This window comes from Bradyrhizobium huanghuaihaiense (assembly GCF_025200885.1).
Lineage (GTDB): Bacteria > Pseudomonadota > Alphaproteobacteria > Rhizobiales > Xanthobacteraceae > Bradyrhizobium > Bradyrhizobium huanghuaihaiense.
Window position 1 is genome coordinate 3,073,556 of the sequence record NZ_CP104172.1, and the last position, 21,332, is coordinate 3,094,887.

23 protein-coding genes and 2 pseudogenes are annotated in these 21,332 nt (G+C 63.0%); 14 read left to right on the plus strand and 11 right to left on the minus strand.

Translation table 11 applies throughout. The annotated features are described in order from the left end of the window. Positions 1-315 precede the first annotated feature (315 nt). Together N2603_RS14515 and N2603_RS14520 are read left to right on the plus strand one after the other, a co-directional pair. Complete coding sequence (locus N2603_RS14515; RefSeq protein WP_018644785.1) at positions 316-501, plus strand: hypothetical protein; 186 nt, start codon at positions 316-318, stop codon at positions 499-501. Between the two features lie 139 nt (positions 502-640). Continuing rightward, positions 641-982, plus strand: a complete 342-nt coding sequence (locus tag N2603_RS14520) for a phasin (protein WP_018644784.1) — start codon at positions 641-643, stop codon at positions 980-982. A 192-nt stretch (positions 983-1,174) separates the two neighbouring features. Here N2603_RS14520 and N2603_RS14525 read toward each other — a convergent pair whose 3' ends face one another. The 3 genes from N2603_RS14525 to N2603_RS14535 all read right to left on the minus strand — a co-directional run bounded on the left by N2603_RS14525 (position 1,175) and on the right by N2603_RS14535 (position 4,547). Next, the gene (locus tag N2603_RS14525) at positions 1,175-1,495 is read right to left on the minus strand and encodes a c-type cytochrome (RefSeq protein WP_260389341.1); all 321 of its coding nucleotides are present in this window, start codon (positions 1,493-1,495) and stop codon (positions 1,175-1,177) included. A gap of 273 nt (positions 1,496-1,768) precedes the next feature. Beyond that, complete coding sequence (locus N2603_RS14530; protein WP_018644781.1) at positions 1,769-2,599, minus strand: alpha/beta fold hydrolase; 831 nt, start codon at positions 2,597-2,599, stop codon at positions 1,769-1,771. Between the two features lie 151 nt (positions 2,600-2,750). Further along, the gene (locus tag N2603_RS14535; protein ID WP_260389342.1) at positions 2,751-4,547 is read right to left on the minus strand and encodes a ShlB/FhaC/HecB family hemolysin secretion/activation protein; all 1,797 of its coding nucleotides are present in this window, start codon (positions 4,545-4,547) and stop codon (positions 2,751-2,753) included. Positions 4,548-4,677: 130 nt separating this feature from the next. On the opposite strand from N2603_RS14535, the gene N2603_RS14540 reads away from it, so the two are divergent. Continuing rightward, positions 4,678-5,919, plus strand: a complete 1,242-nt coding sequence (locus N2603_RS14540) for a FecR family protein (protein WP_260389343.1) — start codon at positions 4,678-4,680, stop codon at positions 5,917-5,919. 62 nt (positions 5,920-5,981) lie between these two features. Then, a complete protein-coding gene (locus N2603_RS14545) occupies positions 5,982-8,720 on the plus strand; it encodes an EAL domain-containing protein (protein ID WP_260389344.1) in 2,739 nt (912 codons plus the stop codon). A 16-nt stretch (positions 8,721-8,736) separates the two neighbouring features. On the opposite strand, the gene N2603_RS14550 is transcribed toward N2603_RS14545, so the two are convergent. After that, positions 8,737-8,997: a hypothetical protein gene (locus N2603_RS14550; RefSeq protein WP_260389345.1), complete on the minus strand. Its 261-nt coding sequence runs from the start codon at positions 8,995-8,997 to the stop codon at positions 8,737-8,739. Between the two features lie 259 nt (positions 8,998-9,256). Between N2603_RS14550 and rocF the strand changes: the two genes are divergently transcribed. From rocF to N2603_RS14570, 4 genes and pseudogenes are all read left to right on the plus strand, one after another. Continuing rightward, on the plus strand, positions 9,257-10,234 hold the full coding sequence (rocF, locus tag N2603_RS14555) for an arginase (RefSeq protein WP_260389346.1): 978 nt from the start codon (positions 9,257-9,259) through the stop codon (positions 10,232-10,234). Positions 10,235-10,399: 165 nt separating this feature from the next. Continuing rightward, positions 10,400-11,670 (plus strand): annotated as a pseudogene (gene soxC / locus N2603_RS14560) (sulfite dehydrogenase). Then, complete coding sequence (locus N2603_RS14565) at positions 11,657-12,199, plus strand: c-type cytochrome (protein ID WP_260389347.1); 543 nt, start codon at positions 11,657-11,659, stop codon at positions 12,197-12,199. Before soxC ends, N2603_RS14565 begins: the two are co-directional and overlap by 14 nt. A gap of 105 nt (positions 12,200-12,304) precedes the next feature. Continuing rightward, positions 12,305-12,586 carry a hypothetical protein gene (locus tag N2603_RS14570; RefSeq protein ID WP_018644773.1) on the plus strand — a complete coding sequence of 94 codons (282 nt, stop codon included), beginning with the start codon at positions 12,305-12,307 and terminating at the stop codon, positions 12,584-12,586. A gap of 6 nt (positions 12,587-12,592) precedes the next feature. Here the strand turns inward: N2603_RS14570 and N2603_RS14575 are convergent, their stop codons facing one another. Next, a complete protein-coding gene (locus N2603_RS14575; RefSeq protein ID WP_260389348.1) occupies positions 12,593-13,807 on the minus strand; it encodes a mandelate racemase/muconate lactonizing enzyme family protein in 1,215 nt (404 codons plus the stop codon). A 175-nt stretch (positions 13,808-13,982) separates the two neighbouring features. Further along, complete coding sequence (locus N2603_RS14580; protein WP_260389349.1) at positions 13,983-15,269, minus strand: NRAMP family divalent metal transporter; 1,287 nt, start codon at positions 15,267-15,269, stop codon at positions 13,983-13,985. A 275-nt stretch (positions 15,270-15,544) separates the two neighbouring features. Between N2603_RS14580 and N2603_RS14585 the strand changes: the two genes are divergently transcribed. From N2603_RS14585 to N2603_RS14595, 3 genes are all read left to right on the plus strand, one after another. Then, positions 15,545-16,252, plus strand: coding sequence for a phytanoyl-CoA dioxygenase family protein (locus tag N2603_RS14585; protein WP_311741391.1), 708 nt, complete (start codon positions 15,545-15,547; stop codon positions 16,250-16,252). A 226-nt stretch (positions 16,253-16,478) separates the two neighbouring features. Continuing rightward, the gene (locus N2603_RS14590) at positions 16,479-16,607 is read left to right on the plus strand and encodes a hypothetical protein (RefSeq protein WP_260389350.1); all 129 of its coding nucleotides are present in this window, start codon (positions 16,479-16,481) and stop codon (positions 16,605-16,607) included. A gap of 97 nt (positions 16,608-16,704) precedes the next feature. Beyond that, positions 16,705-16,914 carry a DUF3606 domain-containing protein gene (locus N2603_RS14595; RefSeq protein WP_018644768.1) on the plus strand — a complete coding sequence of 70 codons (210 nt, stop codon included), beginning with the start codon at positions 16,705-16,707 and terminating at the stop codon, positions 16,912-16,914. On the opposite strand, the gene N2603_RS14600 is transcribed toward N2603_RS14595, so the two are convergent. Beyond that, positions 16,907-17,092 (minus strand): hypothetical protein, encoded by a 186-nt coding sequence (locus N2603_RS14600; RefSeq protein WP_018644767.1) that lies wholly within the window; start codon positions 17,090-17,092, stop codon positions 16,907-16,909. The genes N2603_RS14595 and N2603_RS14600 overlap by 8 nt on opposite strands. 153 nt (positions 17,093-17,245) lie before the next feature. Further along, positions 17,246-17,461 (minus strand): hypothetical protein, encoded by a 216-nt coding sequence (locus tag N2603_RS14605; protein ID WP_018644766.1) that lies wholly within the window; start codon positions 17,459-17,461, stop codon positions 17,246-17,248. Between the two features lie 487 nt (positions 17,462-17,948). Between N2603_RS14605 and N2603_RS14610 the strand changes: the two genes are divergently transcribed. Beyond that, positions 17,949-18,197 carry a hypothetical protein gene (locus tag N2603_RS14610; RefSeq protein WP_018644764.1) on the plus strand — a complete coding sequence of 83 codons (249 nt, stop codon included), beginning with the start codon at positions 17,949-17,951 and terminating at the stop codon, positions 18,195-18,197. Here N2603_RS14610 and N2603_RS14615 read toward each other — a convergent pair. Together N2603_RS14615 and N2603_RS14620 are read right to left on the minus strand one after the other, a co-directional pair. Continuing rightward, positions 18,167-18,424, minus strand: coding sequence for a hypothetical protein (locus tag N2603_RS14615; RefSeq protein ID WP_018644763.1), 258 nt, complete (start codon positions 18,422-18,424; stop codon positions 18,167-18,169). The two genes, N2603_RS14610 and N2603_RS14615, sit on opposite strands and share 31 nt — an antisense overlap. Then, positions 18,421-18,621: a hypothetical protein gene (locus tag N2603_RS14620; protein WP_018644762.1), complete on the minus strand. Its 201-nt coding sequence runs from the start codon at positions 18,619-18,621 to the stop codon at positions 18,421-18,423. Before N2603_RS14620 ends, N2603_RS14615 begins: the two co-directional genes overlap by 4 nt. Before the next feature lie 403 nt (positions 18,622-19,024). Between N2603_RS14620 and N2603_RS14625 the strand changes: the two genes are divergently transcribed. Together N2603_RS14625 and N2603_RS44860 are read left to right on the plus strand one after the other, a co-directional pair. After that, entirely contained in the window at positions 19,025-19,801 is a 777-nt protein-coding gene (locus tag N2603_RS14625) for a DUF4261 domain-containing protein (RefSeq protein WP_260389351.1), read from the plus strand. A 530-nt stretch (positions 19,802-20,331) separates the two neighbouring features. Continuing rightward, a pseudogene (locus tag N2603_RS44860) lies at positions 20,332-20,873 on the plus strand (imm11 family protein). 232 nt (positions 20,874-21,105) lie between these two features. On the opposite strand, the gene N2603_RS14635 reads toward N2603_RS44860, so the two are convergent. Beyond that, positions 21,106-21,300, minus strand: a complete 195-nt coding sequence (locus N2603_RS14635; protein WP_260389353.1) for a hypothetical protein — start codon at positions 21,298-21,300, stop codon at positions 21,106-21,108. Between the last annotated feature and the right edge of the window lie 32 nt (positions 21,301-21,332).

The window sequence follows — 21,332 nt, forward strand, 5'->3', positions numbered from 1 at the left end:
CGGTGCTGCGCGCGTGATTTAATGCAGCTTCTTGACGCAGGTGGGTGACGACGGCCCATATTCCTGTTATCCGGAATTGCGGTGGAGCGATGCAGGCGAAGCATTGCCACGCCGGTGGTTGGGCTTGCCGGATGGGTTGTTCCTTGGCATAATTGCAACCTCCTCGGTTGAGCCCGGATGCGTCGTTGAGGGTGCTAACCTGCCGGGCCCTCCGGCCGAGAGTTCGAACTGGCCACGGTGTCTGGTTGTGGTGTTCGGCCCTCGCGTGGAGCCCGATGTCAGTTCAGGATGGCCGATGCTTGTCATAGGTGCGAGATGAAGAACCTCAACTTCGCGGCTGAACTGCACCTCAAGCTCGGCGCGCCTGCGACCGGCACGGTCGAAAGCCTGCGCCTGCTCCGCGCTTTCCTGAAGCTTGCGCCTCGACAGCGTTTCGAGGTGATCAAACTCGTCGAAGACCTCGCCACCGAAGAAGCCCTTCCCGAACACCCCTTGTCCTGAGCCGGACCGCGCGTCTCACGCCTTTTTCCCTCCGTTTCCTGCCCAAGCCGCCTCCCGGGGGGTGTTTGCCCCGGCGTTCGCTGCTGGAAGCCGGTCCGGCAAGTGTGATATTCAGTCAGAAAAAGGGAGGAGTGCGACCATGATCGAACCGAAGCTCGAAGTTCCGGCCGAACTGCGCGACCTGGCCGAGAAGACAATTGACCAGGCAGAAAAAGCGTTCGGCATGTTTTTCGAAGCCGCCACGAAATCGATGACGTCCGTTCCGGGAGCCGGGACGGAGGTGTCGAAGCAGGCGCTTGCTTTCACCGAGCAGAACATGAAGTCGGCATTCGAGCATGCACGCAAGCTCGTGCATGCCACCGACCTTCAGGAAGCGATGCGGATCCAGTCCGATTTCCTGCGCAGCCAGTTCACCAGCGCCGGAGATCACATGCGCCAGATGACCGGCAGTCTCATGCAGTCAGGCAAGGGCAAATCCTGATTCCTCGACTGTGTGCCGGCTGCCTACAAATTGATCTTGCGCGGCATGAAGATCCGCATTTCGCTGCTGGCGCAGGTCCATGATGGGCCACCGAATGAGGTCTCATTCGCCGTCCATCATCCTTTCTGCTGATCCCTGTCGGTCCTCCGGCAGGGATTTGCATTTGTGGCAGGTATCGCGATCGTCCCGCCTCTAAGGACGCAGTGATCCGATGTAGGCCGCGATGTCGCCAGCTTCGCTCCGACTCAGGGGAAAGTTCGGCATCTTCGGATGCGGGTCGAGCAGGAAGAACGCGAGCTTCTCCGAACTGAACTCCGGTCGCCGCGCAACGGATGCAAAGGAGGGGACGTCGGCGCTGGCTTGCGCCTGGCCACTGGCCACGACGTGGCAGCTTGCACACCAGCGCTTGGCGAGGTCGGCACCGTGACCGGCGTCGGCGGCCAGAGCAGAGGACGAGCCCAAGCTCGACGTCACGACGAGCAGCAGGCAAATTCGTCTCAAATGCTGGTGCATGGGGCAACCTTCACGCGTTCGCCTGCGGCCGTGCTCATCCGCAACAGGATCCCGGAAATTGCGAGAGATCGATGCGGGCGATGATCGACCGCAGCAGCCTGCGGGTCGCACGATAGAGATGCCGCACGAATGACGGCGTTCTCGTTGCGGGCAGGCCGAGGCCCTTCGTACCAAGACTTTCGGTATAGTGCGACACGTGCCTCTCCGATGCTGCATGGCCTTTCTAGCCTGCAGGCCCGGAGCTGCCTTGATCTGCCGCAAAGGCGCTTCCGGCTAATAGTCGCCGGGGTTCATGATCATCGGACTTTTGGTATCAGCCGGAGCGAGTGCGCTGCTTGCGCTGTCACGCAGGAAGCGGTCGAGCGTCGCCTGGATCTTCTCCTTGACCGCATCGGGACCGCGATCGCTCATTTCGTTATGCTGCGCACCGGTGTGGACGATGTCGATGCCGCGCGCCTTGGCCTCTTCCGGGGTCGGCAGCACGCCCGAGTCGGTGAGGAAATGCGGATCCTTCGAGCGGAACGTGAGGATCTTCATGTTGTCGCTGAGGACGAAAGGCACCCGCAGATTGTCGAGGGTGATGACTTTCGACACCAGCTCCGGGTGCTGATGGGCGACATACATCGAGACGTCGCCGCCGTTGGAATGGCCGACGAGGGTGATGTGGTCGTAGTCGACGTTCTCTTGCCGCCGCTTCAATTCGCCCAGGGTGAAAAGGATGTTGGCCTCGCAGCGGATGTAGACTTCACGCCGGCCGACATATTGCTGACCGACATGGGTCATCAGCGGCGGGTCGCTCGGCAGGTCCTGCTGGACGCTGGCAACGAGATAGCCACGCGCGGCGAGCGCGTTGGCGAGGAAGGAATATTCGGTGGCCTTGACGGTATTGCCGTTGCTGATGATGGCAAGCGGCAGCTTCCAGAGACCGAGATTGGCCTTGGTCTCGTAGTCGCGTCGCACCGCGATCTCGACCGAGATCGGCCGCTGGCGCGAGGCGTCGAACAGGGTCAAAGCCTCGTGGCGAATCGCGAACCGGCTGACGATGAAATATTCGCCGACCCCGAGCAGGCAAAAAAACGCCAGGATTGCAAACACCCTCTTCATAATTCCGTCCCAATCACTTTCGACTGAAAATGGTCATTGGAGCCCCCCGGATCGAGCGATCGTGAGCAGGCTACGGGATTAAATTCAGGCAAGCCTGTGCGCAAGACCGCAAATCGGTGATGTGCCGGGTCAGCTCCACGAAGGAAACGAGCTACAGGCAGCCGCCCCGGCCGCGCTCGGGGCACAGCCGAAAAGCGCTCGACAGCGTGAACAGGAAGCGCGGGCTGCGGCGTTCATTGTCCGGCGCCCGGTAGCTCAACGGGACTGCCACGCCGAGATCGGCCTGGAGGTCGTCCCACAGGAAGAAGCGCACACCGGCTCCGGCTGACGTCAGCGACAGGCCGTCGCTCAGCCTGTAACCGTCGTTCCAGACTGCGCCGGCGTCGCCGAAGGCGTAGAGCTGATAGCCGCTCCAGTAGCGGAAATTGAGCTTCTGGTCGAATCGCAGCTCGAGCGAGCCGGCAAGACCGTTGTCGCCGCTGATCTCGGCTGCGCCATAGCCCCGGCCGAAGGCGGCGCCGCCGAGGTAGAATTGCTGCGAGGTGAACAGCGGCCGCGATGCCGTCTGGCTCGCCGCGGAAAGCTTGAGCGACCAGGCGTCGTTGAGCACCTGATAGCGCGTGAACCAGAGGTTCAGCACCGAAAAGTTCGACGCGGCGCCGTCGCGCGATAGCAGATCGTCGTCGAAATGTGAGGCGCCGAAGACGTCGAGGCCCTGGCGGTAGGTCAGCGTCGCGAAGTTGGTGCCGCCGAAGCGATCCTGGAGGCGGTAGTCGGCGGTCAGGCTCGCGGTCCTGATGTGGTCGTTGTACCAGGGGCCGTACAGGTCATGCTCCGACACGTTGCTGAAGGTCCCGGCCAGCGTCAGCGTCAGCGCCGAGGATTGCGACATGAAGGGCACCGTGCTTGCCCGCACCTCGAAAGCCTCGGTCGTGGTGATGTCGCTGTCGAGGCGGCGGGCGTCGCCCGGCCGGACCGCGCTGTAGAGCACGGACGCGCCGAGCCGCACACCGTCGACGCCGACGGGCGCGTCATAGGACAGCCGGGCAAAGCCGAGCTCGCGCGGGTCGTTGGCAATGGTCGACAGGTTGACCGCCAGCGTATCGCCGGGCGTGAGGTAGGAGTTGAACGCGCCCGTCGCGTAGGTCTGCCATGGACCGACCGAGGACGAGCCGAGATTGTCCAGGCCAAACGACGAGAAGACGTGCCATGTCTTCAAATAAACGATGAGGCGGAAACGGCCGGTCGTACCGCCGATCTCCTCCAGCGCGGTATCGGTGATCCGGACGCCGGGCCTGCCGTTGATGAGGAAGAGCTGGCGTTCGACCGTTGCCAGCCGCGACGGCTGCTCGGCGAGAACCGGCCCAAGCATCGGCCTCACGCCGAACTGCTCGGCGCCGTCGCCTTTCAGCTCGGCCTGCACGATGGCGCCTTCGATCACCTGGATCCGGACGCGGCCATCGACAATGTCTTGCGGCGGCACGATGGCCCGGCTCAGATGGAAACCATCGGCGCGGTAGAGGTCGCTGATCGCGCCGGCGATCGCGGCGAGGTCCGCCTGCGAGACCTTCTTGCCGAGATAGGGGTGATAGACCGCGGCGATACGATCGCGAGGGATGGCATGAGCACCGATGACGCTGATGTCGCGCAGGACAAATTGGGGCTTGGTGTCGCCGCCGGTGTTGGTTTGGCCGACGGTCGGGAGCTTGACCAGGGGACGGTTCAGCGTTTCCCGCTCGGTTTGGTTTTCAAAGTATTTCTCGGGCTGGCGCGGATCAAAGCCCGGCTGGTTCGCCTGTTGTGCGAAGGCTTGCGGAACTCCCGCAAAAATCGGTACCAGCAGCGCCAATGCGGTAGCGAAATGCCGCTTCTCAACGCGCGCAGCAAACCTGTCTCCGTAGTTTGACGGAGCGATTGCCGCGGCGCGGTAAGGGATCGTTAGCTGCATGATTTTTCATAGGTTTTTATGGTCAATGAATGGTTAATGCGGCAGTTCCACTGACCTCTTCCTGCTAATCCTCTCTTGAGTCATTTCGGATACGCCTCAGGTCCGGCTGTCACGGGGACTGAGGATCGTCATGCTCGGCAGAATTGGAATGCGGTGCGCCTTCGTGGCGGCGCTGACCCTGGGAACGGCTTCCGGTGCGTTCGCCGCGGATGATGGCGTCTGGTCGGTCAGCAAGGCCACCGGTGAGGTCTGGGTTGCGACCGATGGTGCGCAACAGGTCTCGCTGAACCAGGAAGCGACCCTCAAGCCCGGCAACACCATCCGCACCGGACGCAACGGCCGGGTGCTGCTTGTCCGCGGTGAAGAGACGATTCTGATCTCGCCCAATTCCGTTGTGGGCTTACCTGCCGAGAAGAAGGACGGGCTTTCGACCACCATCATCCAGCAGGCGGGTTCGATCCTGCTCGAAGTCGAGAAGCGCAACGTCAAGCATTTCGAGGTCGAGACGCCTTATCTCGCCGCAGTCGTCAAGGGAACGCAGTTCAGCGTCACGGTGGGTGCGGGCAGTACCAGGGTCGGCGTGCTCCGCGGCCAGGTCGAGGTCTCCGACTTCAAGACCGGACAGATCGCACAAGTCATGCCGGGACAAGCGGCTACCGCCTTTGAGCATGGCAAGCCCGGGCTCAGCCTGGGCGGCATCGGCACCTTCAATCCGATCGAGCATGGCAAGCCGCGCGCCTCGACGATCGAGCGAATTCCAGTTCCGAAATCGGGATTGTCGGCGCCGCGCAACGCGGCGAACGGCCAGGCGATCCATGCGCTGGGTCCGATCGACAAGGGGACCAAGGCTGCGGGCGCGTCGATGCAATTGCATCAGGCGGCCGGAGGCCAGGCGCCCAGGGCCGGCGTCGTGCGGATCTCGAGCTCGCTCGGCGAGGTCAAGCTGAATGTCCACAAGGTCACGAATGGCCTCGCCCATGGAGCCGTGGCAACGGGGCGCGTGCGCAACGCACATGCCAGCACAAGTATCGGCACAGCTACGGTGTGGAGCGACAGCTCGTCGAACACCACCACCACAGCCTCCAACAGCTCCACCGTGACGGCGGCCGTCGCGAGCAGCAGCGCGTCAACGGCCAGCGCCGCGTCGACGTCGTCGAGTGCGACGACGACCGTTGTGACCGCCGCCGGGTCGAGCGGCAACGTGTCCACCGGAACTTCCGGGACCGGAAGCAGTGGGAGGGGTGTGACCGGCAACGGAAGCGGCGGCACCGGCAACAATGGCAACAGCGGTAACGGTGGCAACAACGGCCACAACGGAAATGGCAATAACGGCCACCATTACGGTTGGTACTGGGGCAGAGGCCATCACTAGGACCGTGCAGTCGGCATAGGGGGAGCACTCGGCGGCAAGTGCCGTCGGTGCAGGGGAGCAAAGTGAAACGCTATCGACCGCATATTCTCGTCGTGATCGCGCTTGCGGTCGTGCTGTCCACGGGGTGGCATGCTTCGCTTCGCAATGCGCTCACCGATCTGCGGTTCGCCTGGCAGTCGCGTGCGGCGAGCGGCAATGTCGTCGTTGTCGCCATCGACGCGCCCTCGATCGACCAGATCGGGGTGTGGCCCTGGCCGCGCCGGCTGCACGCTGAGCTGTTGCACAGGCTCGAGGCGGCGGGAGTGCAAGACGTCGCCTTCGACGTTGACTTCAGCACGCCATCGGATCCGGTCTCCGACGAGGCCTTCGTCAAGGCGCTTCGGGACGTCGGCGGTTCGACGATCCTGCCGTCCTTCAGGCAACCGACGGCCCATGGTGGCGCGGTTCACCTCAATCGCCCCCTCAAGCCGTTCAGCAACCAGTCGTGGCCGGCCCTCGTCAATGTTGCGGTCGAATCCGACGGGCTGGTTCGTCGTTATCCGTTCGGTGAGAAATTCGGCGATGCCCTGATGCCGTCCATGGCCGTCGTGTTGGCAGGACAGGACGCCGGCCGGCGACCGCCTTTCCTGATCGACTTCAGTATTCAGGCGGCATCCATTCCGCGCGTCTCCTATGTCGACGTGATACGCGGCGATACTGCAACTCTCGACAAGCTCAGGGACAAGAAGATCATCGTCGGCGCCACGGCGCTCGAGCTCGGCGACCGGTTCAGCGTTCCAAATGGCGGCATCGTCTCGGGACCCGTGCTTCAGGCATTGGCGGCAGAATCGATCCTCCAGATCCGGACACTGCGCTGGACCTCCGACATCGGTATGATCCTGGGCCTCGGCGCAATCTGCCTGATGATGATGTATTCGTGGCGCCGCTTCGCACCGGGCGTTCGCGTCGCAATCCTCGTCACGGCCGGGGCGGCCGTCGAGCTGACCGCGGTTCTCGTGCAGGCAAGATGGCCCCTCGTCATCGACACGTCGCTGTTCCACATCGCGATCATCGCCTATCTGACCGCGATCGCGCTCGACGAGATCGATTTCCGCAGCCTGTTGGGACGCATCGCCGAAAGCCGCTTTCATCGCATCGCGATGTCGCTCGGCGATGGTCTCGTCTGCACCGACGCGGATCACCGGATCACGGTCTGGAATCCCGGCGCGAGCGCGATCTTCGGTTACATGCCGGCCGAGATCATCGGCCAGCCGTTCGAAACACTTTGTGCCGCGCCGGCGAGCGGCGCGGCGAGGCCGTCGATGGGCGATGCCGCCCGTCAGGCGCTGCTGGTCCCGGGCGGGGCCGTCGTCGTCGAGTTCGAAGGCCGGCGCAAGAATGGCGAGACCTTCCCGGTCGAGGCGAGCTTCTCCGGCTGGCAGGGAACGGACGGCTTCCAATACGGCGCGATCCTGCGCGACATCTCGGTCCGCAAGCGCGAGGCCGAACGTGTCAGGTATCTGGCAGAGCATGACGCGCTGACGGGGCTTGCCAATCGCAACATGCTGCACGCGGGCCTCACCGGTTTGATCACCACGGCGGAGCGGCGATCTTCCGACGTCGCGCTGCTCGTGCTCGGGCTCGACGGCTTCCAGCAGATCAACGACATGCTCGGACATTCGGCCGGCGACCTCGTGCTGCGGGCCGTTGCCGAGCGTCTCCGCAACGAAGTCGATGGCAAGGCGATCGTCGCGCGGCTGAGCGGGGACGAATTCGCCATCGCGCTCGACTGTGAGGAAGTCGGCGAGCCGATTGCTGCGTTCGCCGAGCGGATCGCGCGCGCGTTCGAAGCGCCGCTCGTCACGGGCACACGACAGCACCGCGTTCGGATCAGCATCGGCGTTGCCGTCTATCCCGACGGTGGACACACTGCGGACGACCTCCTGGGCAACGGCCATCTGGCGCTGAGCCGCGCGAAGGCGACGCGGCGCGGCAGTCACGTGATCTTCGAGAGCACGATCAGGCAGGAGCTCGAGAACCGGCTGACGCTCGAGAGCGAATTGGCGCTCGCCGCGGATCGCGGCGAGTTCGAGCTGTTCTACCAGCCCCAGGTTCGTTTGGTCGACGGCAGCCTGCTCGGAGCCGAAGCGCTCATCCGCTGGCGGCATCCGGTGCGCGGTTACGTTTCGCCCGGCGAGTTCATGCCGGTGGTCAATACCTCGGCGCTATCAGAGCGGATCGCGAGCTGGGTCATGGAAACCGCCTGTCGGCAGGCGCGTGCGTGGGAATTGTCCGGCAACAGCGTACGCGTTGCGATCAATCTCTCCCCCTCTCAGCTCGACTCCGGCGACCTCGCGCATTCGGTTGCGGAGCTGCTCAAGGCGACGGGGCTCACGCCCTCGCTGCTCGAGCTCGAGGTCACCGAGGATATCCTGCTGTATGACGAAGGCCGCGTGCTCGACATGTTCAAGCGGATCCAGCAGCTCGGCGTCCGCGTGCTGTTCGACGATTTCGGTACCGGTTACGCGAGCTTGAGCTATCTGAAGAAGTTTCCGCTCGACGGGCTCAAGATCGACCGCTCATTCGTGCTCGATCTGCTTGCCGATTCCGACGACGCCGCGATCGTCGGCTCGACCATCGGCCTCAGCAAGCAGCTCGGGCTCACGGTCGTGGCCGAAGGCATCGAGAACCGGGCCACGGCCGATTTCCTCGTCAGCATGGGGTGCGAGGAAGGACAGGGCTATTTCTTCGGCCGTCCGATGCCTGTCGAGGCATTCGAGAAGCAATTTCAGCCTGGGTACGAAGCCGTCAGCGCTGCCTGAACGCGCTCTTTCGATTTTAACGCCGGCGCGCGACGGCAACGCCAAAGAGGAAAGCCACGAACAGGCTGGCCAAGGGTGCCTCGCGCGCTATGGCTGCAACCGTCGCGAGGGGCCGGCCGGGCTTTCGAGCTTCGTCAATTGCGGCGGTGAGGCGATCGACCGCGGCGTGCAGGCCGCCCGCGACCTCGCCGATCGTACGCGATACGTCGGTTGCGGCATCGATGGCGCGCTCGGCCACGCCGGGCTGGGGATCGGGATGCGGTATCTCCGTGCTCAAGCTTGCGACCTCCAAAACCCGACGAAGCGATGGAGGCCGGCACCTTTGGCTATCCTCGCGAGCGCTCGTTTTGAACAGCGGGTCTGACGACCTTTGGCTATCCGCGACAGGCGCCGTAACTGACGGCGGGCACCGGCCTTGGAAGGGCAATTCGGCCCGCGGGGTTTTGTTCCGGCCGGGAGGCGGACGATCCCCGTGAAACGACGGATACGAATCTCTGTTAGGCTGACGGCAGCCTTGCTGATCACAGGAGATCGCCGTGACCGATCGGACCATGACGGATCGAGCCCGGCACATCGCCTTGCTCGGTGCTCCCATCGACATGGGAGCTTCGCAGCGCGGCACACTGATGGGCCCCGCTGCGCTGCGCACCGCGGGCCTTGCGACACTGCTCGAGAGCCTGGATCTTGAAGTCGTCGATTACGGCGATCTCTCCGTGGCGGGGGTCGGCGACCTCGCTGACAGGCCGCCTGAAAAAGCCAATCACTACCGCGAAATCCAGCGCTGGACGCGCGTGCTGAGCCGCAGAGGCTATGAGATCGCGAACACCGGTGCGCTGCCGATCTTCCTCGGCGGCGATCACACGCTGTCGATGGGCTCGGTCAATGCCATGGCGCGCCACTGGCAGGAGCGCGGACGGGAGCTTTTCGTGCTCTGGCTGGACGCGCATGCCGACTACAATACGCCGGAGACGACGATCACGGCGAACATGCACGGCATGTCGGCGGCGTTTCTGTGCGGTGAGCCGGGTCTCGATGGCCTGCTCGGCGATGACCCGCGTGCGTCGATCGATCCTGATAGACTCGATCTGTTCGGCGCGCGTTCGATCGACAAGCTCGAAAAGGAGCTGATGCGCTCGCGCCGGATCAGGGTTGTCGACATGCGACAGATCGACGAATTCGGTGTCGCGGTGCTGATCCGGCGTGTCATCGAACGCGTCAAGGCCTGCAACGGCGTGCTGCATGTCAGTTTCGACGTCGACTTCCTCGACCCCTGCGTAGCGCCGGGCGTCGGCACGACAGTGCCGGGCGGGGCGACCTATCGTGAGGCACATCTGATCATGGAGCTGTTGCACGATTCCGGCGTGGTGGGATCGGTCGACATCGTCGAGCTCAATCCTTTCCTCGACGAACGTGGCCGGACCGCGCGCACTGCGGTCGAGCTGATCGGCAGCCTGTTCGGTCAGCAGATCACTGATCGGCCCACGCCGAGCAATGCGATCGCTCCGGGCGAGTAAATCGAGCCGGGCAGCGTTTGTGCGCTGCGAGGAAGGAACTGCTCTCGCAGCCGTCCGATTTAGATCAGCTCTGATCGAAATCGCCTGCTTTTGAAACGGCTGCGAATTGCAAATGCGGCCGTCGGACTGTTTGATGCGGGCTCAGCGCCAGCCGAGGGGGCCGCAATGAGCAGCACGACACCTCCCGACGACGATTCCGTGACGACCACGCGCCGTCGCTTTCTGACAGCCGCCACCGCAGCAGCGGGAGGCGCCGTTCTTGGCGCGGACGCTTCCGTTGCCGCAGAGACAGGCAACCTTCCACCCAACGTTCCCGAATGGATGAAAGCGCCGGGGGAGCCACGGGAGGTCAGCCCTATGGCGCGCCATCGCCGTTCGAGAAGGGCGTCGTCAGGAACATCTCGAAGTCCCTCAAGCAATACATCTCCGCGTCCAGCCGGACGCCCTTGCAGGAGCTCGACGGCATCATCACGCCGAACGGGCTGTTCTATGAGCGGCATCATGGCGGCGTTCCGGCCATCGACCCCGCGCAGCACCGGCTGATGCTGCATGGGCTGGTCGAACGTCCCCTGGTCTTCACGATGGACGATCTCCGGCGCTTTCCGTCGGAGTCGCGCATCCACTTCCTCGAATGCTCCGGCAATCCCGGCTACACCAAGCCCTATGGCAAGACAGCTTCGGACCTCGTTGGTCTCGTGAGTTGTGCCGAATGGACCGGCGTGAGTCTGAAGCTGGTGCTTCAGGAGGCCGGGCTGAAGGCAGAAGCCAAATGGGTGGTCGCGGAAGGGGCGGATGCGGCTGCGCTGACGCGAAGCATCCCGATCGAGAAATGTCTCGAGGATGCGATGCTGGTCTACAGCCAGAACGGCGAGCGGCTGCGCCCGCAGCAAGGTTATCCGCTGCGGCTGCTCCTGCCGGGATTCGAAGGCAATATGAGCGTGAAATGGCTGCGCCGTCTGCATGTGACCGCGGAGCCGGTTTATTCGCGCGAGGAAACGTCGAAGTATACCGACCTGCTGCCCGACGGCACGGCGCGAGAATTCTCCTTCTACATGGAAGCCAAGTCGATCATCACCCGTCCCTCCGGCGGTCAGCGTCTGAGCGCACCGGGCTTTCACGAGATCACGGGTATCGCCTGGAGCGGGCACGGCAAGATCGCGCGCGTCGAGGTGTCCGTCGACGATGGGATGAGCTGGCAGGACGCCCGCTTGCAGGAGCCGGTTCTGACGCGTGCCCTGACGCGCTTCCGTCTGCCGTGGCGATGGGACGGCAAGCCCGCCGTGATCCAGAGCCGCGCCATTGACGAGACAGGCTATGTGCAGCCGACCCTGGCCGAGTTGCTTGCCGTGCGCGGAGAAAACTACTTCTACCACAACAACGCGATCTGGCCCTGGCGCATCGCCGCCAATGGCGAGGTGACCAATGCGCTGGCGTGAGATTTGCGGGATCGGCTTCGCAATCGGCCTGTGTGCCTTCTCGTGCGGAGCGCAGGCGCAGAGCCCGTACGGCATTGGCCGACCAGCAACAACCGCCGAGGTTGCGGGGTGGAATATCGATATCGGACGCGACGGCAGCAATCTTCCTGAGGGAAGCGGCTCGGTCAGCCACGGACGCGAGGTGTTTGCTCAACAATGTGCCTCGTGCCACGGCGAGAAGGGCGAGGGCGGTTTGGGCGATCGGCTCACCGGCGGGCAGGGCACGATCGGAACGGCCAAGCCGATCCGAACCGTCGGCAGCTATTGGCCCTATGCCCCGACATTGTTCGACTACATCCGTCGCGCCATGCCGCAGAACGCGCCGCAGTCGCTGAGCGATGAGGATGTCTATGCGGTGTCCGCCTTTATCCTGAACCTGAACGGACTGGTGGGCGCGGATGCGATCCTCGATGCGAAATCGCTGGCGGCCGTGAAGATGCCGAACCGCGACAGATTCGTCGATGATGCTCGCCCGGATGTGAAACGATGAACGGATCAAGTTCCGAAGGCTGGCGCGGAACTTGCTTAGACCGAATGGGGAACTCCGAGGGGCACAATTGAATTAACCTGCGATAGGAAAATAGCGGACCCCTCAATGACTGATCGTTTCGCGAACTCCATCTCCACGGCGCTCCGTCATCCCGGCGTGATCGCGCTGATCGTGGCTGGTTTGACGATTGCTGCCATGCTGATCGTCGACCACGGACCGTGGAGCCGTGCCAAGACCCAGCCGGCCCATGTCGCGATGTATGCGACGACGGGCGAAGCCGCTCGCGCCGCGGGCGCTGCAGTGCTTCCGACCGAACCGAAGTCGCCGATCGAGCCGGCGCGGCCGGGGCCGAAGACATCCCCGACCGTCAATCCCGTGACGCCGTGATCCGCGTCAGCTCTTGCGGCCATAGTTGAGGAGCCCGCCGCTCGTTCTCGGCGGGTGCGCGCGCAATGCGTCCTCATTCGGTTCGGTGCCCCAGCCGGGCCGGTCCGGGATGACGAGATGGCCGTTCTGGATCTCCGGCTCGTGCGTGAAGAGCTCTCGGTCCCAGGACAGGCGATCGATGTCGATCTCCATGATGCGCAGGTTCGGTACGGCTGCGCAGAAATGCGCGTTCATCATCGAGCAGAGGTGGCCGTAGAAATTGTGCGGGGCGACGTTGACCTCGAACGCTTCGGCCGCCGCAGCGATCTTCATCGATTGCCAGACGCCGTTCCAGGGCGTGTCGATGATCGCGACATCCATCGCCTGCTCGTGGAAATAGGGCAGGAATTCACGCAAGCCCAGCAGCGTCTCGCAGGACGAGATCGGATGCGGGCTTTGCCTGCGGATGTAGCCGAGCGCCTCAGGATTGAAACTGTCGATCTCGATCCAGAACATGTCGAGGTCCGCGATGGTACGCAGGATCTTCAGATAGCCCTCGGTCTTGGCGTTGAAGTTGCAGTCGAGCAGGATGTCGACATCGGGGCCGGCGCCGTCGCGGATCGCTTCCAGATGCATGCGCAGGTCGCGCAGGATTTTCCGGTCGACGTTGATTTCCGGCGCAAACGGTGAGCCGAAGCCGGGACGCCAGCCGGCCGGCTTGCCGTCGTCGTAGGAGAAGATGTTGGTCTTGAGCGCGGTGAACTTTTTCTCGCGCACCTCGCGGCCCATCGCCTTGACGCCGTCGAGGCTTTCGATCGGCGGCTTGTACCAGGAGGGATGATTGATCCGCCAGGTCGCGCAATGCGACCAGTACACCCGGACACGATCGCGGATCTTGCCGCCGAGCAGCTCGTAGCAGGGCACGCCGAGACACTTTGCCTTGGCGTCGAGCAGCGCGTTCTCGATCGCTCCGAGCGCCTGAGCCACGACGCCGCCGGCGGCGGGGCGGGTCGCTGCGAACAGCTCGGCATAGATGCGCTCGTGCTGGAAGACGTTCTGCCCGATCACGCGGGCGGACAGGCGCTGGATCGCAGCGCCGACCCCGGGCGAGCCAAAGCCCTCGTCGAACTCGCTCCAGCCGACGATGCCGTCTTCGGTCGTCAGCTTGACGAAATGGTAGTTTCTCCAGCCGGCATCGCAGGCGAGGATTTCGATGTTTGTTGCTTTTGATGATTTGGTCATGTCGCTCCCTGTCGCCCGGCGGGGCTTTATGTTTGTTGTGGCGAGCTCGAAAGGGCCCAGGTTGCAACTGTTAGGCTAACAACGGACCGGCGTGAAGCCCGCTGTAGCGCGCCGGGCGCATTACGCCCACCCGCGGCAGGGAGGCTTGTAGACAGTGGCATTGTCGCAAGGTTAGTCAGCCGATCACTGAGGAGCCAAGCAGCGCGAGGACGGCCAGCGCCATCAGGGCGGTGCCGAGCCAGCCCAGCGCGATCAGCCACGACCGGGCCCTGAAACGGCCCATGATCGTGCGGCTCGAGACGATGAGCATCATCATCGCTATGATCGGCACGGCGACGATGCCGTTGAGCACGGCGCTCCAGACCAGCATGTGCATGGAATCGATGCCGGTGAATCCCAGCCCGAAGCCGATCGCGGTCGCGGTCGCGATGATGGTGTAGAAGCCGACGGCCTCGTCGGGTTTCGCCTCGAGCGTGGCGTGCCAGCCGAAAATCTCCGCAACGCCATAGGCAGCCGAGCCCGCCAGCACCGGGATCGCGAGCAGGCCCGTGCCGATGATGCCGAGCGCGAACAGGGCAAAGGTGAAATCGCCGGCAAGCGGCCGCAGCGCCTCGGCGGCGTCGGTCGCCGAACTGACGTTGGTGACGCCGTTTGCGTGCAGCACCGACGCCGTGGTGAGGATGATGAAGAAGGCGATGCCATTGGAGAGCAGCATCCCGGCGATGGTGTCGGCCCTGATGCGCGCGAGCTCCGGACTGCCGCCGTGCTTCAGTTCGCGAAGCGGCTTGTCGCGCTCGCCCTGGTTCATCTCCTCGACCTCCTGCGAGGCCTGCCAGAAGAACAGGTAGGGGCTGATGGTGGTGCCGAGCACGGCCACCACCATCATGAAATAGCCGGCACTGACATTCGCCTCCGGCCACACTGCGGCGAGCAGCGCCGTGCTCCACGGAATCTTCACGGTGAAGGCGGTCGCGACATACGCGAACAGCGCGAGCGTGAGAAACTTCAGCACCGGCGAATAGCGGCGATAGGGAACGAACACCTGGAGCAGGGTCGAGCCGGCCGCGAAGATCAGGGCGTGCTCATGGTTGAGGCCGCCGATGACGAGCGAGAGCGCCTCGGCCATCGCGGCGATGTCGGCGGCGATGTTGAAGGTATTCGCGGCGACGAGCATGAAGATGAGCGCCAGCACCGCCCAGCGCGGCGCGACCTGCATCACGTTGGCGGCCAGCCCCTTGCCGGTGACCCGGCCGATCCGCGCGCTGACGAGCTGAATGGCGATCATGAACGGCGTGGTCAGAAACACCGTCCACAACAGTCCGTAGCCGAATTGCGCGCCGGCCTGCGAATAGGTGGCAATGCCGGAAGGATCGTCGTCGGCCGCCCCGGTGATGAGACCCGGCCCCAGCCGCTTCAGCAGTGTGGAGGCGGATTTGGGCGGGGCGAGGGCGCTGTCGCTCATGTAGGATCTCGGGTCTTTCCGGCGTTCCGTTTGTGAAAGGGGAAGCCCGGAAGAAATGCCGCGGGGGAACGATGGTTCCTTGTCCGGGAAAAAGCGGATTCCGATTAAGCGAATCCCGATTTGATCCGTCGGGCAAAACACCTGTATAAAGGCACCATCGCAAGAGCTGTCGATGCAGCGGCGCCGGTCGCCGCTCTTGCCAAGCCCTCCTCCTTGAATCCGGTCCACAGCTCGGGCGCTCGCGCGGCGGCCATGCAGTGCAAGGCACTTGCGCAATGCACCCTGAGGTTGTAGATGGCGGCATGAGCTGTGAGCCGACATTCATCAAGATTGCGCCCCTGCAGGCTGAGCAGGCGATCGCTCTCGATCGGGACGGCTATCTGCTGCTGCGCGGCGCCGTCCCCACGGCGTGGCGCGAGGCCCTGCGCGCGGCCTTCGATGCGGGCGTGGGGACCGCGGATCAATGGGCCGCGCCCCGCGGCGCCGGCTGGCGCCATGCTCTCGTCGATCTCGATCCGACGGTGCAGCGAACCTGTCGCTTGCCGCTGCTGCTGGCGGCGAGCGCGCTGCTCGGCGGTCCGTTCTTCCTCGCCCAGGTGGAGGGCCGCGAGCCACTGAAGGACGGCGGTCACCAGCCGCTGCATCGCGACGGCGCCGGCATGAAAGCCGTGGCGGCGCTGGTTTTCCTCGACGCCTACGGGCCGGACAATGGCTCAACCCGCATTGTCCCGCGTCATCTCGACCCAGGACCTCTTGATCAAGGCGAGCCGGACGAGACGCTGGCCTTGATGACTGCGGGCGAGGCAGGAGACATCCTGGTGTTCGACGCCGATCTGCCGCACGGGGCGAGCCGCAACCGCTCCGGCGCACGGCGGCGTTCGCTCCTGCTCAGCTTCATGCCGATGTGCAACCGCGCGACCATGGACGCCAGTCGCGCCATCCGCAACGTGCGCATGGACACCGGCGAGGTGTTCGCGCCGTGAGCACTTGATGACGCACTGGACAATGCGTTTCCAGATCGGGCGCACCTAACAAATGTTAAGTCGCGGCCCGCCCCACCGGCAACATGGCCTGAACATTCGGCAGGGTGCGCACTGGAAGTTAGGAACCAAACGGCGGTGGAGCCGTTGCGCTGCCGTTTGATGGTCGTGGCCAAAGCGTGTCACGCCACTTGCCGGCCTTCCGACGGGCTAGAAGCAGGGACCATCCGTGCTTCTGGCGGTCGTCGGACGTGAAAAGGGGACTCGCTTGGCAGCCGATCTGATTTTCAAAGTCGCCATCATTACCTTGTTCGCTTTCTCGGCGGTGCTCGCCTCCATGCTGTGGCTGAGCGTCTGAAGCGCACGCTGTCGGCGCGAAAGCCTGCATGGTCGGCCCGCTCAAGGAACGGCAGACCTCTTGCCGCGTTTTCCTGACGACAACGAGGATCAGCCGCATGGACAATCTGACGAAGCGCGCACAGCCGGACCGCAGCAAGATCAACATGCACGAGGCCTTCGAGGTCAAGTACTGGACCCATGCGCTCGGCGTGTCGAAGGAGGAGCTGCAAAAGGCCGTCGACAAGGTCGGCAATTCCGCCGCTTCCGTCCGCAAGGAGCTGGCGGCGGCCGGCGCGCGCGAGCCTGAGACGCGGTCGTCTACTTGATGCTGACGAACATGCCCCAGGCGGCGGCCAGCGCCGCGCCGGTGAAGACGACCACCGGGTTGTCGCAGAACGTGCCGCCATAGCGGCACACGTCCGCGCCGAACTGGCCGAGCTCGTGATGGCCCGCGGAGTAGAACAGTCCCGACAGCACCAGCAATGCGGCGGCGACGTAATACATCGATAGTCTCTCCGAAGCTCTTCGACCTGTGCCCCTCGCGGGCGACATGTCCCAGCTTGGCGCGAACAGATTTTGTTTCGCCGAATCTGATTTGCCGGATTTGAGTAAAATTTGCGCCGTCGGGTAAAGCACCGCCCAAAACTATTTCGCTTCCTAACGCTGCATCAATGAGAGAAGCCGTTGCCGGTCTTGCTGACGCTGGCGCTGGTTCGCGTGCATGATTTCAAGCTCGGCCTCGGCGTCACTCGGATCTTGATGTTGCCGTTTCAGGTCGACGATCATCGCCTCCTGCTGGGCCAGCCGCCGCTCCCCTTCAATCACCTCACGTTCCAGCTGCCTCAGCTGGTCCAGGATGGCATCGTTGAACATCGTCAAACGCCGCGCGGTCGCACAGTTAGAAACGGCCCCAGCACAACCCTAAATGCCGGGGCCGTTGGAGGTTGCCCGGCTAAGCGCACCAGGCGGATCAAGCTTAAAATAGTCCCGGACTCTTTTTATGTTCACTTTTGAACAGAGGCATTACCTATTTTTCCCAACTGGATTCACATAAGCGAATGCAGCCCCTGCGTCGATTTCGGGAAAACGCCCAGCTTGGATCAACATCTAGAGGGCGTGGATCACCCATGGTCTGCTGCTGTCCCGTCGCGGACGACGAAACAGTCCTGAAACAATCCCGAAACCCGATTGTCCTGAACGCCCTTTCCGCTCGTCTCGACCAACCAAGCGAAAGGGAGATCATCATGATCCAGGTCGGTTCGAAGGAAGAAGTCGCGTTTCTGCTGATGCTGTTCGGCACCCACACCCAGCCGGTCAAGCGGCCGAAGCCGAAGTCGCGGCAAGGCTGAGGCAAAAACCCATGCCCGGCTTGGCCGAATGCCAGAGCCTCTTGCGTCTTCTGATCGCAAGGGGCGATCCGAAGGCGATCCCGCAAGCCAAGGGCGCCATCGACCAATATCTGAACACGGCGCCGGTCAGCGCCCGCGGGCGCGGCCTGCGCGTGCTGCAGCGCGATGCGCTCGACCTGCATGTTGCCGCGGTCGGTGTGCAGCGCTCCTTTGCCGAAACGGTGGATGCCTATATCGAGCGGAAGCTCGCGGAGGAGTGAGGCGGCTGCCTGCCGGGGCCTGTGTCTTCGGGCGAGGCTGCGGCGGGCGAGGTCGCCTGTTTCAGCAGGCCGATCCTGCGGCCGAGCTGCCAGACCTCGACGTCGCCCCGGCGCGTGAAGCGCCGCGCGAACAGAAGCGCGGACGCATCGGACCGCGCCTCGAAAGCTTCGGCGGACTGAAACACCCCGTTCTCCCCGACGAGATAGGCGCGATATTGCTGCATCATGTCGGCGCCCGCAGGCCGGGCGAGCGAAGCCAGGCTTCGATCTGCACCGCCGTCTCGTCCTGCCGCGCCTTGCGCAGCAGCATCTCGCGCTTGTGCCCGGCCGGCAGCGCGCGTGCCTCGTCGCGAAGGCGTGCCGCTTCCTCGGCAAGCCGCTGATCGAGAGTCCTGGTCTGCTTGAAACGCCGCCGCGTCAGCATGCTCTGCTCCCTTGCTGGAGTGGGGCGGGAGCGCAATTGGCGTTCTCATCACCGATCGTTGCCAAGGGCCTTGCGGTGATGGGTTAAGGCTAGGCCTCTTTCGACGAGGCGTCGCCATCATTTGATAAGCGGCGCGAAGGCGAATTCCGGCTTCTCACGAGGCGTGGTTTGCGCTGTTTGAGCTGGTTACTCATTTTTCGCCGAGGGGCTGCCGACCGGCTTGCGCGTGCCGGCGAGGTGTGGGGTGTGCGGGACTTCCCGGATCCTGCAGGACACCGAGTGCCATGCCTGCATTGGCACGGAGTTGACAATGTTCTATATTTGTTCTAGTCAATCGCAACTCAACCTTTAGGTGAGATGTGATCGGACCACATCACGCCGCAAAGCTTCCCTGAGGCGGCCGATGAGTAAGTCTTTTCTTGCCCTGGTCTTGCTGGAAACTCCTGCAACGCCCGACATGGTTGCGCTTGCTGGAGCGCTTCGCGCGCGACATCCCGAACTGCCGATGGATGTGGACGGAGGCGGCGAGGGAAGCATCCGCCAGGGCTCGCCGCTGCTACGCTGTGGCAACGAACTCGTTGCGGTGATGTCGATGCCGGGACCTATTCCAGATGATGAAGGGCTGTGGTCACGCGCTGCCACGACATGGCCGGAGGGCGAGGCAGTTGCGGCCCGGCATCGAGGCCATCTGATCGTTTCGGTACTCGGCCAGAAGCAGCAACCGTTGTCCGCTGCGCGTCTGACGACTGCCGTCATCGGCGCGTTGATTGCGACCATGCCGCAATGTTGCGGCGTGGTCTGGAATGGCAAGGTCGCACGATCGGCCGATCTATGGCTCGACATGTCCACGCAATCGTTCGCGCCTTACCCCGACTATCCATCTGCGCTGTGGGTCGACATACTGCCGTTCCGATCCGCCGCCGGCATCGGCGCGGTGACCATGGGTCTGTCGGCATTTGCCGAGCGCGAAATTCAGTTCGAGACCCACAAGCTGACACTTGCAACCTTGATGTCCAAGGTGGACGGGCTTGTAGTCTATTTGCTCGAGCACGGCCCTGTGGTCAAAGACGGCAATACGTTCGGCCGCGACGAGCACGAGCGCTTCGCGGTCAGATACAAGAACTCCGATCAATTCGGAGGCTTGCCCGTGTTTTTCTGTAGCGACGGTTCGGTGCAATAGGCGGGATGATAGAGGGCGTCGCGTTCGGTGCTCTAGGTTCGCTCGTTGACACGTCGGGCAAAACACGGGCAGAATGGCATCATCGAAGAATTCGAAACAAGCCCGCGGCATCCCGCGGGCTTTATTGTTCGTCAGTTGGTATTGGTTCGCTGCGTGTCACGAGTTCGGGCACGATGTTCAATGGGGCGCAGTGAGGCGCACGTCATGTGCGATCAAGACCTGAAGGACGTTTGCAGTCGGCGGGTCTCAAAGAGGGGGCGGTTTGACGAGGTCTCGAAGCTCTGAGCCGGTCTGGACACTATGTGTGCAATGAGGTCCCGCCGACTCGAGGGTGCCGATAGTTTGATTGGGCGAGTTGGGAGGCGTGGTTGTGGTTCGATTTGGCAGGCGACCCTTGCGGCAGTCGAGCAGACACGAGGAGGGAGCGATAATCCATGGCTGCATCTCCCACTGAAGGGCGAAAGCCCAAAGTACGAAAGCTGTATAGCGTAGAGCCGGATTTCAGATTTCGAACGAACCCCGGTTGGCAAATGGAGAACATTGCCGTCCTGAGCGGAGGCAGCGGGCTGTTGCTCTCACCACCGGGTAAGCGATGTTTTCCTTCATTCTCTGAACCGCCACGGCTGCTTATCGATAGGTCTCTCGGACGGCCGCCCGTCGATTGGGAGGACTTTCACAGTTTTTGGCTTGTCTCCGATCGAATGAAGGACCTCCTTGAAACTATGGATAGCGAAGGTGTGGCGTTCGTCAGATGCGAAACGCGGTCGCTACGTGGAAACGCAGCACCAACCTATTGGCTTTGCGTATCGTGCGTGTGCTCGATGCTATCGACGAAGAAAAGTCGTGCGTCAAAATTCTGGAGGATGGGACAGAGTTCAGGCGATACAGTAACACGGCGATTTCCAGCTTTGTCTTTAAAGAGGAGGCCATCGGCTCGGCTCATATTTTCAGGCCACGCTTTCTGCCAAGAATCATTTGCGACCAAGCGATGAAGGACGCCTGTAAGGCCGCAGGCATGAGAGGCTTAAGCTTCCAGGATGCGTCCGGTAATTATAAGAACCTTCGTCCCTAGTATTTCGCTTAAGCTTCGTCAAAGGTTGCGCTGGCCCCGGCTATCTATTGCTTGCGTGTAGATGGCTCCCTTTTGCAGCCGCTCTAGACGACGCCAGCAGGGGCGCGCTCCGACTCAATTCATAGCAGTTGGGTTCACTGCCTTCGTCAGGATGTCCACAGACGTTGTCATTGAAGGCGTTTGCGTATCGAGACGCGAGCCCTGCCCGTTGCGAGTGCATCAAAACTAGCGCTCAAGCACAGAGGCCACCTCGCTGGTGGCCATCCAGCAAGCATTTCAGATCAAACCCGGCGGCTGCGATCACCAGCAGCTCGGATGCCGGCCTGCGCCAGAAAGTAGCGGCTGCATGCTCCAAGATCATCACATCTTTCCGCAGAAATTTGCAAACCATCCTGTCATCATGCTCCTGGCTGGCCGTTTTGCTCATGAATCTGTTCAAAATCTTATGGCCTTGCCGTC